General features: G+C 60.6%; 14 protein-coding genes and 1 pseudogene. 4 read left to right on the top strand and 11 right to left on the bottom strand.

The features are described 5' to 3' along the window. Window positions 1-23: 23 nt before the first annotated feature. The 6 genes from C4J92_RS26140 to C4J92_RS26115 form a co-directional block, all read right to left on the bottom strand. Window positions 24-767: a hypothetical protein gene (locus C4J92_RS26140; RefSeq protein WP_124364981.1), complete on the bottom strand. Its 744-nt coding sequence runs from the start codon at window positions 765-767 to the stop codon at window positions 24-26. Between the two features lie 56 nt (window positions 768-823). Next, entirely contained in the window at window positions 824-1,204 is a 381-nt protein-coding gene (locus C4J92_RS26135; RefSeq protein WP_003176922.1) for a RidA family protein, read from the bottom strand. A gap of 39 nt (window positions 1,205-1,243) precedes the next feature. Continuing rightward, a complete protein-coding gene (gene spoT, locus C4J92_RS26130) occupies window positions 1,244-3,349 on the bottom strand; it encodes a bifunctional GTP diphosphokinase/guanosine-3',5'-bis pyrophosphate 3'-pyrophosphohydrolase (RefSeq protein ID WP_124364979.1) in 2,106 nt (701 codons plus the stop codon). 60 nt (window positions 3,350-3,409) lie between these two features. Beyond that, window positions 3,410-3,673, bottom strand: coding sequence for a DNA-directed RNA polymerase subunit omega (gene rpoZ, locus C4J92_RS26125; RefSeq protein ID WP_003176920.1), 264 nt, complete (start codon window positions 3,671-3,673; stop codon window positions 3,410-3,412). 167 nt (window positions 3,674-3,840) lie between these two features. After that, window positions 3,841-4,461, bottom strand: a complete 621-nt coding sequence (gmk, locus tag C4J92_RS26120) for a guanylate kinase (protein WP_124405667.1) — start codon at window positions 4,459-4,461, stop codon at window positions 3,841-3,843. Between the two features lie 10 nt (window positions 4,462-4,471). Then, the gene (locus C4J92_RS26115) at window positions 4,472-5,335 is read right to left on the bottom strand and encodes a YicC/YloC family endoribonuclease (RefSeq protein WP_124405666.1); all 864 of its coding nucleotides are present in this window, start codon (window positions 5,333-5,335) and stop codon (window positions 4,472-4,474) included. A 285-nt stretch (window positions 5,336-5,620) separates the two neighbouring features. On the opposite strand from C4J92_RS26115, the gene rph reads away from it, so the two are divergent. Together rph and C4J92_RS26105 are read left to right on the top strand one after the other, a co-directional pair. Further along, complete coding sequence (gene rph, locus C4J92_RS26110) at window positions 5,621-6,343, top strand: ribonuclease PH (RefSeq protein WP_124405665.1); 723 nt, start codon at window positions 5,621-5,623, stop codon at window positions 6,341-6,343. A 22-nt stretch (window positions 6,344-6,365) separates the two neighbouring features. Next, the gene (locus tag C4J92_RS26105) at window positions 6,366-6,737 is read left to right on the top strand and encodes a DUF4870 domain-containing protein (RefSeq protein WP_124405664.1); all 372 of its coding nucleotides are present in this window, start codon (window positions 6,366-6,368) and stop codon (window positions 6,735-6,737) included. Window positions 6,738-6,795: 58 nt separating this feature from the next. Here C4J92_RS26105 and C4J92_RS26100 read toward each other — a convergent pair whose 3' ends face one another. After that, entirely contained in the window at window positions 6,796-7,575 is a 780-nt protein-coding gene (locus C4J92_RS26100; RefSeq protein ID WP_003195493.1) for an exodeoxyribonuclease III, read from the bottom strand. Window positions 7,576-7,657: 82 nt separating this feature from the next. On the opposite strand from C4J92_RS26100, the gene pyrE reads away from it, so the two are divergent. Beyond that, window positions 7,658-8,302, top strand: coding sequence for an orotate phosphoribosyltransferase (pyrE, locus tag C4J92_RS26095; RefSeq protein WP_003195489.1), 645 nt, complete (start codon window positions 7,658-7,660; stop codon window positions 8,300-8,302). Between the two features lie 152 nt (window positions 8,303-8,454). Here pyrE and argB read toward each other — a convergent pair whose 3' ends face one another. The 4 genes and pseudogenes from argB to coaBC all read right to left on the bottom strand — a co-directional run bounded on the left by argB (window position 8,455) and on the right by coaBC (window position 12,710). Then, complete coding sequence (gene argB, locus C4J92_RS26090) at window positions 8,455-9,360, bottom strand: acetylglutamate kinase (RefSeq protein ID WP_124372285.1); 906 nt, start codon at window positions 9,358-9,360, stop codon at window positions 8,455-8,457. 19 nt (window positions 9,361-9,379) lie between these two features. After that, window positions 9,380-10,783 (bottom strand): annotated as a pseudogene (locus tag C4J92_RS26085) (phosphomannomutase/phosphoglucomutase); the annotation flags it as partial. Window positions 10,784-11,040: 257 nt separating this feature from the next. Next, window positions 11,041-11,496: a dUTP diphosphatase gene (gene dut, locus C4J92_RS26075; RefSeq protein ID WP_124368818.1), complete on the bottom strand. Its 456-nt coding sequence runs from the start codon at window positions 11,494-11,496 to the stop codon at window positions 11,041-11,043. Between the two features lie 5 nt (window positions 11,497-11,501). Further along, a complete protein-coding gene (gene coaBC / locus C4J92_RS26070; RefSeq protein WP_048723622.1) occupies window positions 11,502-12,710 on the bottom strand; it encodes a bifunctional phosphopantothenoylcysteine decarboxylase/phosphopantothenate--cysteine ligase CoaBC in 1,209 nt (402 codons plus the stop codon). Window positions 12,711-12,864: 154 nt separating this feature from the next. Here coaBC and radC point away from each other — a divergent pair, with 154 nt between their 5' ends. Further along, the gene (gene radC, locus C4J92_RS26065) at window positions 12,865-13,539 is read left to right on the top strand and encodes a DNA repair protein RadC (RefSeq protein WP_124405663.1); all 675 of its coding nucleotides are present in this window, start codon (window positions 12,865-12,867) and stop codon (window positions 13,537-13,539) included. The last annotated feature ends 3 nt before the right edge of the window (window positions 13,540-13,542 follow it).

Raw genomic sequence — 13,542 nt, 5'->3', positions numbered from 1 at the left:
CATTTGGATCTGTGTCGCAGCGGTTATTGCTTTTCAAGCAACCACTGGCGCTGGCCAGGCGTGAAGGAAGGCACTTCATCGGCTTGCGCGGTGTTGATCGCCTGGAAGATTTCCAGCTGCTTGCCTTTGCGCGCAAAGATCCACGGGTTGCCCACGCCATTCTCCTGCAGCCAGAGGCTGTCGTAGCCGCCGCTCATGGACGCGCAATCCCCGGCCAGGCACAGCGAATACTGATCAGCGCCAGGCAGGCCGGCGACTTTGCCGTTGGCCTGGAACTGTACCGTGGCGCCATTACCGACACCGTCGGTGATCTTCCAGTCTCCGCCCAGGTACGCCGCATAAAGCGCCCGCTCGAAGTTGGCGCCCAGTGGTGCGCCCTCCGGAGCCGGGTCCTGGGAGCGCGTGAACAGTTGCTCAGGCTCGTTGTCGTTGGCGACCTGCAGCAGCTTTTTGCCTCTGCGCTTGAGCTCGGTGGCAGAGCTTCCGTAGAAGTCCACGCTCCAGGCGCCGGGCTTTTGCGCCAGCAACTTGCCTTCCGCCACTTCAAAACCGTTGTAGTAGCGTGCCTGCAGGGCCTTGGTGTTGACCTCCCATTCGAGGTTCGGGCCAAAGGTCTGCAAGGCTTCACGCAAAGGGCCGCCCTTGGCTGCCGCATCGATGGCGGCCTGGTTGATCCAGGTACCGCTCACATCCAGATTGGCAGGGTTGCTGGCACAGCCGCCGAGTAGCAGGGCGAGCAACGAAGAGGCAATAAGCGCTTTGCGCATGACTAAATCCTTCTGAAACAAAGTCGGCGCAGCGGTTGAGGCTGCGCCGGGTGCTTTTACTCGATGACCAGAATCGCGTCCATTTCAACCTGCGCGCCCTTTGGCAGGGCAGCGACGCCGATGGCGGCGCGGGCTGGGTACGGCTGTTCGAAGTACTTGCCCATGATCTCGTTGACCTTGGCGAAGTGGCTCAGGTCGGTGAGGAAGATGTTCAGCTTGACGATGTCCTTGAACGAACCGCCAGCCGCTTCAGCCACGGACTTGAGGTTTTCGAAGACCTGTACGGTCTGTGCTTCAAAGCCTTCCACCAGTTCCATGGTCTTTGGGTCCAGTGGGATCTGGCCGGACATGTAGACGGTGTTGCCCGCCTTGATCGCCTGGGAATACGTACCGATGGCGGCCGGGGCTTTGTCGCTGGTGATTACTGTCTTGGTCATGAATGACTCCTTGTAATAGGCGATGGCTTGTTTGAAGAACTACGCACGCATGCGGGTGATGCGAATCACCCCGGTCAAGGCACGCAGTTTCTTGATCACGCGGGCCAGGTGCACGCGGTCGTGCACGCTGACCACCAGCTGGACCACGCTGATGCGCCCATCGCGTTCGTCCATACTGATTTTCTCGATATTGCCGTCGGCCGCGTTGACGCTGCTGGCCAGCAGCGCGATCAGGCCACGCTGGTGCTCCAGCTCCACGCGCAGCTCGACATTGAATTCGCCGGTGACATCCTTGGCCCACGAAAGCTGGATGCATTTTTCCGGGTTGTGCCGGATTTCGCTGATATTGCGGCAGTTGTCCAGGTGTACCACCATGCCTTTGCCCGCCGACAGGTGGCCGACAATCGGGTCGCCCGGGATCGGTGTGCAGCATTTGGCATAGCTGAGCACCAGGCCCTCGGTGCCGCGAATCGCCAGCGGGCCTTCGGGGCTCGGCAGCTGTTCGCCTTCGCCGAGCAGGCGGCGCGCAACCACGTAGGCCATGCGGTTGCCCAGGCCGATGTCTTCGAGCAGGTCTTCGATGGTTTCCTGGCGATACTCGTGAAGCATCGCTTGCACGCGCTCCTGCGGGACCTTGTCCAAGGCGCTGTCAAAACCGTTGAGCACCTTGTTCAGCAGGCGTTCGCCCAGGCTGATGGATTCGGAACGCCGCTGCAGTTTCAAGGCGTGGCGGATGTGCGTACGCGCCTTGCCGGTCACGACGAAGTTGAGCCAGGCCGGATTTGGTCGCGCGCCCGGTGCACTGACGATCTCCACCGTGGAGCCGCTTTGCAGCGGTTCGGACAGCGGCGCGAGACGACGATTGATCCGACAGGCGATGCAGCTGTTGCCCACGTCGGTGTGCACGGCATAGGCAAAGTCGACCGCCGTGGAGCCTTTGGGCAGCTCCATGATCCGGCCTTTGGGCGTGAACACGTAGACCTCGTCCGGGAACAGGTCGATCTTCACGCTTTCGATGAATTCCAGGGAGTTGCCGGCACGTTGCTGCATCTCCAGCACGCCCTTGACCCACTGGCGGGCACGGGCATGGGTGCCTTTGGGCTGCTCATCGCCGCTGGATTTGTACAGCCAATGGGCGGCGATGCCGTTGTTGGCCATCTCTTCCATTTCGCGGGTGCGGATCTGGATCTCGATCGGCACGCCGTGCATACCGAACAACGTGGTATGCAGCGACTGATAGCCGTTGGCCTTGGGAATCGCGATGTAATCCTTGAAGCGCCCCGGCAGAGGTTTGTACAAATTATGTACAGCGCCCAGCACGCGGTAGCAGGTGTCGACCTTGTCGACGATGATCCGGAACGCATACACGTCCATGATCTCGTTGAAGGCCCGACGCTTGCCGCGCATCTTCTTGTAGATGCCGTAGATGTGTTTCTGCCGTCCGCTGACTTCGCCTTCGATCTCGTCGATCGCCAGGCAATGGCTCAGGGACTCTTCGATCTTGTTGACGATTTCCTTGCGGTTGCCCCGGGCGCGCTTGACCGCCTGGTAGATGCGCGCTGAGCGCATCGGGTGCATGGCCTTGAAACCGAGGTCTTCGAACTCGATACGAATGGCATGCATGCCCAGCCGGTTGGCGATGGGCGCGTAGATTTCCAGGGTTTCCTTGGCGATTCGCCGGCGTTTTTCGCCGGAGAGCACTTCCAGCGTGCGCATGTTGTGCAGCCGGTCGGCCAGCTTGACCAGGATCACGCGGATATCGCGGGCCATGGCCATGGCCATCTTCTGGAAGTTTTCCGCCTGGGCTTCGGCCTTGGTCTCGAAGTTCATCTGGGTCAGTTTGCTGACCCCGTCGACCAGCTCGGCCACGGTTTCGCCAAATTGCGCGCTGAGCGCTTCCTTGGCGATGCCGGTGTCTTCGATCACGTCATGCAGCATCGCGGCCATCAAGCTCTGATGGTCCATGTGCATGTCGGCCAGAATATTTGCCACCGCAAGAGGATGGGTGACATACGCTTCGCCACTACGACGGCGTTGGCCATCGTGAGCTTGTTCGGCGTAGAAATACGCTCGGCGGACCAGGTTGACCTGATCGGGGCCGAGGTAGGCCGATAAGCGATCGGCGAGGGCGTCTATGCTCGGCAAAGTGTGAACTCCTGCCGAAGGCTGTGACCCCGCGCCGTGCTACGTCGACCTGGCATAGGCTTAGACGGCCTCGTTGGACTCGTCCTCGAACGCTGCGAACAGCGGTTCGTCTTCAACGATTTCAGCGTTGGCGATGAACTCATAGCTCATCAGGCCTTCTGCGATTTCACGCAGGGCTACAACGGTAGGCTTGTCGTTTTCCCACTGGACCAGGGGCTCTTTGCCGCCAGTGGCCAGTTGACGGGCACGCTTGGTAGAGAGCATGACCAGCTCAAAGCGGTTATCCACGTGTTCTAGGCAGTCTTCAACGGTTACGCGGGCCATGGTATTCCTCGGAGCGAATGCAAGATGCGCGCTGCCCGGTTGGGCGAGCGGACTGAGCAGTTTAAAAAATCACCAGCGTTTAGGGAAGCGCTGATTTTTCGCTGACCCTCGCAAAACCGCTGCAAGTGCCAATGTAAAGCCCTTGCAGCGGTTTTGGGAAGGGCCAATCAGCCGAGCAGTTCGGCGAGTAATTTGCCGAAACGCTGTTGTTGACGCTTTTGCTGCAGCTGGTTGGCGCGGAAAATCGCCTTTAAATCATCCAGCGCGTGGGCAAAATCGTCGTTGATGATCAGGTAGTCGTAGTCGACGTAGTGGCTCATTTCGCTGACGGCTTCTCGCATGCGGCCCTCGATGATCTCGTTGCTGTCCTGGCCGCGGTTGGTCAGGCGCTGGTGCAGGGCTTCAAGCGAGGGCGGCAGGATGAAGATCGAACGCGCCTTGGGCATCAGCTGGCGCACTTGTTCGGCGCCCTGCCAGTCGATTTCCAGAATCAGGTCGTGGCCTTCATCCAGCGTCTGCTGCAGATGGCTTTGCGAAGTGCCATAGAGGTTGCCGAACACTTCGGCGCGCTCCAGGAAGTCACCGTGCTCGATCATCTTGACGAACTCGGTACGCTCGACGAAGTGATAGTGCACGCCGTTCACTTCACCCGGGCGCATGGCACGCGTGGTGTGGGAAACCGAGATGCGGATCTGCTCGTCAGCGTCGGTCAGGGCCTTGACCAGGCTGCTCTTGCCCGCGCCCGAAGGGGCGGAAATGATGTAAAGGGTGCCGGTGCTGTGGGTCATGGAGGGTGCCTTACTCAATATTCTGTACTTGTTCGCGCATTTGCTCGATCAACACTTTGAGGTTGACCGCAGCCGTGGTGCTGCGCGGATCGAACGCTTTGGAGCCCAGTGTATTGGCTTCGCGGTTGAGTTCCTGCATCAGGAAGTCCAGGCGCCGACCGGCGGCACCACCGGACTTGAGCACGCGGCGCACTTCGAGGATGTGGGTGCTCAGGCGATCGAGCTCTTCGGCGACATCACTCTTTTGTGCCAGCAGGACCATTTCCTGCTCCAGGCGCACCGGGTCGAGGTCGGCCTTCATGTCGGCGAAGCGGTCCAGGACCTTCTGGCGCTGGGTGGCGAGCATCTGCGGCACCAGCTCACGCAGGGTGACGACGTCTTCTTCGATTGAGCTCAAGCGCTCGCTGATCAACCGCGCCAGCTCGGCGCCTTCACGCTCGCGGCCGGCCTTGAGTTCCTCGAGGCCCAGGTTGAACAGGGCCAGGGCCTCGGCGTTGAGGGCTTGCGGGTCGGTGGCGTCGGCCACCAGCACGCCGGGCCAGGCCAGCACTTCCAGGGGGTTCAGCGCGGCCGGCTGCTTGATCAGGCTGGCGATGGTTTCAGCGGCAGCCACCAATTGCGCGGCGCGGTCGCGGTCGACCTGCAAGGGTTTGCCGGTGGTTTCTTCGGTAAAGCGCAGGGTGCATTCCAGCTTGCCGCGGGAAATGCCCTGGCGCAGCGCTTCACGCACGGCGCCCTCGAGGTCGCGGAACGATTCCGGCAGGCGCAGATGCGGCTCCAGGTAGCGGCTGTTGACCGAGCGCAGTTCCCAGCTCAGGGTGCCTTGTACGCCGGCTTTTTCGACGCGGGCGAAGGCGGTCATGCTGTGCACCATGGAGGTACCTCGCGTTGGATAATAGAGATTGGCCAGGCCGACCTGTAGGAGCGAGCTTGCTCGCGAAGAACGCAAGGGCGCCGCGCTGAATCAGGAAACCCCCGGTATCGTTAATGTTTTTCGCGAGCAAAGTCGCTCCTGCAGTCGAGAGGCGCAGGATTGTAGCGCAGTGCGCAGGAGGCGCCCAAACATGCGCATTCGTAACCGGATTTTAAGAAGTGCCCCGAATCGACTGGCGGCTCTATAATGCTCGGCAGTTTTTCGTCCTCAGTACAGGTATTCCCTATGAAACGTCCAAGTGGTCGCGCTGCCGATCAGCTCCGCTCGATCCGCATCACCCGCAACTACACCAAACACGCCGAGGGATCCGTACTGGTCGAGTTTGGCGATACCAAGGTCATCTGCACCGTCAGCGTCGAGAACGGCGTGCCGCGCTTCCTCAAAGGCCAGGGCCAGGGTTGGTTGACCGCTGAATACGGCATGCTGCCGCGCGCCACCGGCGAACGTAACCAGCGTGAGGCCAGCCGTGGCAAGCAGGGCGGGCGTACCCTGGAAATCCAGCGCCTGATCGGCCGCTCCCTGCGCGCGGCCTTGGACATGACCAAGCTGGGCGACGTGACCCTGTACGTCGATTGCGACGTGATCCAGGCCGATGGCGGCACCCGCACCGCCTCGATCACCGGCGCCATGGTGGCCCTGGTTGACGCACTGAAAGTGATCAAGAAGCGTGGCGGCCTCAAAGGCGGCGACCCGCTCAAGCAAATGATCGCCGCCGTCTCGGTGGGCATGTACCAGGGCGAGCCGGTGTTGGACCTGGACTACCTGGAAGACTCGGCCGCCGAGACCGACCTGAACGTGGTCATGACCAGCACCGGTGGTTTCATCGAAGTGCAGGGCACCGCCGAAGGCGCACCATTCCAGCCAGCTGAACTGAACGCCATGCTGGCCCTGGCGCAGAAAGGCATGAACGAAATTTTCGAACTGCAGAAAGCCGCACTGGCTGACTGAGCCGGTCTCAAGGAGAAACGCCATGAATGACAACAGCCAAATGCCGGTGCCTGCGCCTTCCTACGAAGTGCGGCAGGGCGCGATGTTGTGCCATCTCGCGGCGTTTCTGGGGTTCGTGTTCCCCTTCGGCAGCGTTGTGGGGCCACTGATCCTGTGGCAGATGAAGAAGGAACAGGATGCGTTTATTGATGATCAGGGCAAGGAAGCCCTGAATTTCCAGATCACCGTCGCCATCGCCTGGATCGCTTGCATCGTGCTGGCCTTCGCAGTGATTGGTTTCTTCCTGATGATTGCCCTGGGGATTGCCACGGTGGTGCTGACCATCATCGGCAGTATCAAGGCCAACAAGGGGATCGCCTATCGCTATCCTCTGACCTGGCGTCTGGTCAAATAATAGCCATCCACAAAAAAACCGACATCGCTGTCGGTTTTTTTATGCCTGGAAAAACACCTCAGATGGTCAAGGTCCAGTCGTAGTCCACGATCAGTGGTGCGTGCTGCGAGAAGCGCGGCTGGCGCGGCAAGCGGGCACTGCGTACGAACCGGCGCAGACCTGGGGTCAGCAGCTGGTAGTCGAAACGCCAACCCAGGTTGAGCATTTCGGCCTGTTCGTTATCCGGCCACCAGCTGTACTGGTCGCCTTCGCGGCTGACTTCGCGCAGGGCGTCGACATAGCCCATGTTGCCGACAATCTCGTCCATCCAGGCCCGTTCCGGCGCCAGGAAGCCAGGGGATTGCTGGCTGTCGCGCCAGTTCTTGATATCCAGCTTCTGTTGCGCCACGTACAGCGAGCCACAATAAATGTACTCGCGACGTTTGCGTCGCTGTTTATCCAGATAACGGGCGAAGTCGTCCATTAGCTTGAATTTCTGATTCAAGTCTTCATCGCCGTTCTGCCCCGAAGGAAGCAGCAAGGTCGCGATGCTGACCTTGTCGAAATCGGCTTGCAGGTAGCGCCCGTAGCGGTCGGCTGTCTCGAAGCCGAGGCCGCTGATGACCGCCTTGGGTTGCAACCGCGAGTACAAAGCCACGCCACCTTGGGTGGGCACTTCGGCATCGCAGGCATAAAGGAAGTAGCCATCCAGTTGGAAGGCTGGGTCGTCCAGTTCAAAGGCGGAGGCGCGGGTGTCCTGCAGGCAGATGACGTCGGCATTCTGTGCTTGCAGCCAACTGAGCAAACCACGCTCGACTGCAGCCTGAATACCATTAACGTTCACACTGATGATCCGCATAAATGGCCCCAAAAATCGCGTGCGTGTATGATACACGCCGTCTACCTAATTAGCTAAATCCGTGGTATCTGAGGCTTTTTTCATGCAGGCGTATCAACGCGATTTCATTCGTTTTGCCATCGATCGCGGGGTTTTGCGCTTCGGTGAGTTCACCCTCAAGTCCGGGCGCACCAGTCCGTATTTCTTCAATGCTGGCCTGTTCAACTCGGGTTCGGCCCTGGCTCAACTGGGGCGTTTCTACGCGGCGGCCATTGTTGAAAGCGGTATTTCCTTCGACGTACTGTTTGGCCCGGCCTACAAGGGCATTCCCCTGGCTGCGGCTACTGCGGTGGCGCTGGCGGAACATCATGGGCAGGACCTGCCGTGGTGCTTCAACCGCAAGGAAGCCAAGGCCCACGGCGAAGGCGGCAGCCTGGTGGGTGCGCCGCTGACCGGCGATGTATTGATCATCGATGACGTGATCACGGCCGGTACGGCTATCCGTGAAGTGATGCAGATCATCGCTTCCCAGGACGGCGCCAAGGCGGCGGGTGTGCTGATCGCACTGAACCGCCAGGAGCGTGGCAACGGCGAGTTGTCGGCGATCCAGGAAGTGGAGCGTGATTTCGGCATTCCGGTGGTGAGTATCGTGTCGTTGAACCAGGTGTTGCAGTTCCTGGAAGATGATCCGCAGCTTAAGCAGCACTTGCCGGCGGTGCGAGCGTATCGCGAGCAGTTTGGCGTCTGATAATCGCTGCACAATAAAATGCCCTACCCTCCTGTAGGAGCGAGCTTGCTCGCGAAAAACTTGAAGGCGCCGCGTTTATCCAGAATAAACGTCCTCGTTAACGTTCTTCGCGAGCAAGCTCGCTCCTACAGGAGGGTGGGGCTTTTTAGTCTTTAAGAACGCTTGCGATTGCTGATCAACGTGCCCACACCGGTATCGGTGAAGATTTCCAGCAGGATTGCATTCGGCACCCGGCCGTCGAGGATCAGCGAGCTGCCAACGCCGCCCTGTACAGCTTCCAGCGCGCAACGGATCTTCGGCAGCATGCCGCCGTAGATGGTGCCGTCGGCGATCAGTTCGTCGACTTGTTGCGTAGTCAGGCCGGTCAACACCTTGCCTTGCTTGTCCATCAGGCCGGCAATGTTGGTCAGCAGCATCAGCTTTTCAGCCTTCAGCGCCTCAGCCACTTTGCCGGCCACCAAGTCGGCGTTGATGTTGTAGGACTCACCGTTGACGCCAACGCCGATGGGCGCGATCACCGGGATGAAGTCACCCTTGACCAGCAGGTTGAGCAGATCGGTGTTGATGCCGATCACTTCGCCCACCTGGCCGATGTCGATGATTTCCGGCTGGGTCATCTCCGGCGTCTGACGGGTCACGGTCAGTTTTTTCGCGCGGATCAGTTCCGCATCCTTGCCGGTCAGGCCGATGGCGCTGCCGCCGTGGCGGTTGATCAGGTTGACGATGTCTTTGTTGACCTGGCCACCGAGCACCATCTCCACCACGTCCATGGTCTGCGCGTCAGTGACGCGCATGCCATCGATGAAGTGACTCTCGATCGACAAGCGCTTGAGCAGATCGCCGATTTGCGGCCCGCCACCGTGGACGACAACCGGGTTGATCCCCACGGCTTTCATCATCACGATGTCGCGGGCAAAGCCGGTTTTCAGCTCGTCGCTTTCCATGGCATTGCCGCCGTACTTGATCACCAGCGTCTTGCCGACGTAGCGTCGAATGTAAGGCAACGCTTCGGACAGGACCTTGGCGGTGTTGGCAGCGGCTTCGCGTTCGAGGGTCATTCAGGGCTCCGGTAAAAAATCAGAACGGTAATTGGAGATCAGGGGCAACACGTTTCAACTGGACGTGGAAGACGTCCTTGATGCGCTGCAACTCAGCCTCGGTATCCGCCTCGAAGCGCAGCACCAGCACCGGTGTGGTGTTGGACGCGCGAACCAGGCCCCAGCCTTTGGCGTAATCGACTCGCACACCATCAATGGTGGTCAGGTTGGCGCCTTCACCCCATTGCGCATCGTGCAGTGCGTCAATGATGCTGAATTTGCTCTCCTCGGTCACATGGATATTGATCTCTGGCGTAGAAATATCGTTGGGGAAAGTCTGAAACAGCTCTTGCGCCGTGGATTTTTCCTTGCTGAGGATCTCCAGCAGGCGCGCAGCGCTGTAAATGCCGTCGTCGAAACCGAACCAGCGCTCCTTGAAGAACACGTGACCGCTCATTTCGCCGGCCAGCAAGGCGCCGGTTTCCTTCATTTTCTTTTTGATCAACGAATGTCCGGTCTTCCACATCAGCGGGCGACCGCCGTATTCCTTGATCAGCGGCGTGAGGCGGCGGGTGCACTTAACGTCGAAGATGATTTCGGCGTTGGCATTGCGCGCCACCACGTCACGGGCAAACAGCATCAACAGGCGGTCCGGGTACACGATCTCGCCGGTTTCGGTCACCACCCCTACACGGTCGCCGTCGCCGTCGAAGGCCAGGCCCACGTCGGCGCCCACTTCCTTGACCTTGGCGATCAGGTCCACCAGGTTTTCAGGCTTGCCTGGGTCCGGGTGATGGTTGGGGAAGTTGCCGTCGACGTCGCAGAACAGCGGGATCACTTCACAGTTCAGGGCTTCGAGCAATTGCGGTGCGATCACGCCAGCCGCGCCGTTGCCGCAGTCCACCACCACTTTCAGGCGGCGGTCGAGCTTGACGTCGCGGGTGATTTCGTCGGAGTAGCGCTGCAGGATATCGACCTTGGTGATGCTGCCGGTGCCGCTGGTCAGGTCGTTGGTTTTCAGGCGCGTGTGCAGGGCCTGGATCTGTTCGTTGGCGAGGGTGTCGCCGGCGATGACGATCTTGAAACCGTTGTAGTCCGACGGGTTGTGGCTGCCGGTAAGCATGACGCCGGATTTACCGGCCAGCACGTTGGCGGCGTAGTACAGCGCAGGCGTGGGCACCAGCCCGACGTCGCTGACATGGCAACCGCTGTCTGCCAGGCCCTGGATCAGTTGCTCCACCAGCTCCGGGCCGGACAGGCGGCCGTCACGGCCCACCGAAACATTCGGTTCGCCCTGGGCCAGGCTCTGCGCGCCGATGGCGCGGCCGATCCAGTAGGCGGTTTCGGCGGTCAGGGTTTTGGGCACCACGCCGCGAATGTCATAGGCACGAAAGATGCTGTCGGGAAAAGTCGGGGCTACACGGGCTGCGGTACTCATCGCGGGAAGAACTCCATCTGAAAGGGGGCAAGGCTGGCCTGGTGTGGCTGGCCGGCAGGCTCAAACTGAAGGGTATGACGGCGTTTTCGGCAGAGAGTTCGTGGTGTAAAAGTGCCATCGGCGCTTCGGTGGTGTGCTTGTTTGTACGTAATTCTTTGATTTTATTATAGAAAAATCGCTGATGCCGTGTGCGCATTCGTCATCCTGAAAAGCCGGACGGTGGCGTCTGGCCGGACAATCGCATCCGGCCAGGTTCAGCTTAGTCAGTGGCTGCCGGAATGCCCGAAACCGCCGGCGCCACGCTGGGTTTCGTCGAATTCCTGCACCAGTTCGAAATGTGCCTGTACCACCGGCACCAGCACCAGTTGGGCAATACGCTCGCCGACAGCAATGTTGAACGCGGTCTGGCCGCGGTTCCAGCACGACACCATCAACTCGCCCTGGTAGTCGGAGTCGATCAGGCCCACCAGATTGCCCAGCACGATGCCGTGTTTGTGGCCCAGGCCGGAGCGCGGCAGGATCAGGGCTGCCAGGCCCGGGTCGCCGACGTAGATCGACAGGCCGGTGGGGATCAGAAGGGTCTGGCCCGGCTCGAGCACAGTGTCTTGCTTGAGCATGGCGCGCAGGTCCAGGCCAGCGGAGCCTGGGGTAGCGTAGGCCGGCAGTGGAAATTCGCTACCGATGCGGGGGTCGAGGATCTTGGCTTGCAAAGCGTGCATGGACATTAAACCTGGTTCAGCCGTTGGGCGATAAAAGAGATCAGTTGGCGGGCAATCTTGCCCTTGCTGGTCTGGGCGAAAACGGTGGCGTGCAACTCGCGGTCGATCACGCTGATGGCATTTTCCTCGCTGTTGAAGCCGATGCTCGGGTTGGCGACATCATTGGCAACGATCAGATCAAGGTTTTTGTCTTTCAATTTGCGTGCGGCGTAGTCCAGCAAATGTTCGGTCTCGGCGGCGAAACCGACGCTGAACGGACGATCCGGACGGGTGGCGATGGTGGCCAGGATGTCCGGGTTGCGCACCATTTGCAGGAGTAGGCCATCACCGCTTGTAGGGTCTTTCTTGAGCTTTTGCGGCGCAACGACTTCCGGTCGGTAGTCTGCAACCGCTGCCGAGGCGATGAACAGGTCGCACGGAATGGCAGCCTCACAGGCCGCCAGCATGTCCCGGGCGCTGACTACGTCGATTCGCGTCACCCGATCAGGCGTCGGCAAATGTACCGGGCCGGTGATCAGGGTGACACGTGCGCCTGCCTCAACCGCGGCTTCAGCCAGGGCAAAGCCCATTTTTCCTGAGCTATGGTTGGTGATGTAGCGCACCGGGTCGATGTTTTCCTGGGTCGGGCCAGCGGTGATCAGTACGTGTTTGCCGGTCAGGGCCAGGTGCTGGAAGCACTCGGCAGCGCACAGCGCCAGGTCGGTGGCTTCGAGCATGCGGCCCATGCCGACGTCGCCGCAGGCCTGGCTGCCGGACGCCGGGCCGAAGACCTTGAGGCCACGGCTTTGCAAAAGCTGGGTGTTGGCCTGGGTGGCCGGGTCGCGCCACATGGCCTGGTTCATCGCCGGGGCGATGGCGACGGTGGCGTCGGTGGCCAGTACCAGGGTGGTCAGCAGGTCATCGGCAATGCCCTGGGCCAGGCGCGCGATCAGGTCGGCGGTGGCCGGGGCGATCAGGACCAGGTCGGCCCATTTGGCCAGTTCGATATGGCCCATGGCGGCTTCGGCCGCCGGGTCCAGCAGGTCCAGGTGAACCGGGTGGCCGGACAAGGCCTGCATGGTCAGCGGGGTGATGAACTCACTGCCACCACGGGTCATGACCACGCGCACTTCGGCGCCTTGGTCCAGGAGCCTGCGAACCAGCTCTGCGCTCTTGTAGGCGGCAATGCCGCCGCCGACGCCGAGAACGATGCGTTTCCGATACAGACGCTGCATTGGTTTGCCTTTCCAGTTCAGTGAAGCCAGTTCAGTGACGCCTGCGATGACCCCTCCCCAGGTGAAATCGCATGCAAAAAAGAGGGCCTACGATAACACAGCGTCCGTCTGGCAACAGCGGCGCATGCGGCGTACATCATGGAGATGAGGTGGGATGAGTATTCGCGATTGGCCTGCTGCCGAGCGGCCGCGAGAGAAGCTTTTGGAGTGGGGCGCGGCCAGTCTGTCCGATGCCGAATTGCTGGCGATCTTCCTGCGCACCGGAGTGTCCGGCAGGAGTGCGGTGGACCTGGCGCGCCATTTATTGGCGCAATTCGGCGGCCTGCGCCCGCTGCTGGAAGCCAGCCAGGCGCTGTTCAGTCAGCAGTTGGGCCTGGGGCCGGCGAAGTTTGCCCAGTTGCAGGCGGTGCTGGAAATGTCCCGGCGCCATATGGCCGAGCGCCTGCGCAACGATTCGGTGCTGGAGAGCCCGCTGGCCGTGCGCGAATACCTCAAGGCGCTGCTGCGCCATGAGACTCACGAGGTGTTTGGCTGCCTGTTTCTCGACTCCAAGCATCGGGTGCTGGGTTTCGAAGCGCTGTCCCACGGCACTATCGATACCGCTGTGGTCTATCCCCGGCAAGTGGTCAAGCGCGCGCTGGCGTACAACGCGGCGGCATTGATCCTGTGCCACAACCATCCTTCGGGAAGCGCGGATCCAAGCGCCGCTGATCGAAAGTTGACCAAAGTTCTCCAGAAAGCCTTGGAAATGGTGGACGTGCGGGTGCTGGATCACATCATCGTGGGTGATGGTGATCCATTGTCGATGGCGGAATATGGATGGATGTAGATG

The sequence above is a fragment of the Pseudomonas sp. R3-18-08 genome (genome assembly GCF_003852065.1).
GTDB lineage: Bacteria > Pseudomonadota > Gammaproteobacteria > Pseudomonadales > Pseudomonadaceae > Aquipseudomonas.
Note: the sequence above shows the minus strand (reverse complement) of the source record. Positions and strands in the feature narration are given on the sequence as shown.

Excerpts from the sequence above, each read along its gene's own strand:
- pyrE (WP_003195489.1), top strand. The coding sequence starts at position 7,658 with ATGCAGGCGTATCAACGCGATTTCATTCGTTTTGCCATCGATCGCGGG.
- gmk (WP_124405667.1), bottom strand. The coding sequence starts at position 4,461 with ATGACCCACAGCACCGGCACCCTTTACATCATTTCCGCCCCTTCGGGC.
- rph (WP_124405665.1), top strand. The coding sequence starts at position 5,621 with ATGAAACGTCCAAGTGGTCGCGCTGCCGATCAGCTCCGCTCGATCCGC.
- argB (WP_124372285.1), bottom strand. The coding sequence starts at position 9,360 with ATGACCCTCGAACGCGAAGCCGCTGCCAACACCGCCAAGGTCCTGTCC.
- C4J92_RS26115 (WP_124405666.1), bottom strand. The coding sequence starts at position 5,335 with ATGGTGCACAGCATGACCGCCTTCGCCCGCGTCGAAAAAGCCGGCGTA.
- C4J92_RS26140 (WP_124364981.1), bottom strand. The coding sequence starts at position 767 with ATGCGCAAAGCGCTTATTGCCTCTTCGTTGCTCGCCCTGCTACTCGGC.
- dut (WP_124368818.1), bottom strand. The coding sequence starts at position 11,496 with ATGCACGCTTTGCAAGCCAAGATCCTCGACCCCCGCATCGGTAGCGAA.
- coaBC (WP_048723622.1), bottom strand. The coding sequence starts at position 12,710 with ATGCAGCGTCTGTATCGGAAACGCATCGTTCTCGGCGTCGGCGGCGGC.
- C4J92_RS26135 (WP_003176922.1), bottom strand. The coding sequence starts at position 1,204 with ATGACCAAGACAGTAATCACCAGCGACAAAGCCCCGGCCGCCATCGGT.
- C4J92_RS26100 (WP_003195493.1), bottom strand. The coding sequence starts at position 7,575 with ATGCGGATCATCAGTGTGAACGTTAATGGTATTCAGGCTGCAGTCGAG.
- C4J92_RS26105 (WP_124405664.1), top strand. The coding sequence starts at position 6,366 with ATGAATGACAACAGCCAAATGCCGGTGCCTGCGCCTTCCTACGAAGTG.
- rpoZ (WP_003176920.1), bottom strand. The coding sequence starts at position 3,673 with ATGGCCCGCGTAACCGTTGAAGACTGCCTAGAACACGTGGATAACCGC.
- radC (WP_124405663.1), top strand. The coding sequence starts at position 12,865 with ATGAGTATTCGCGATTGGCCTGCTGCCGAGCGGCCGCGAGAGAAGCTT.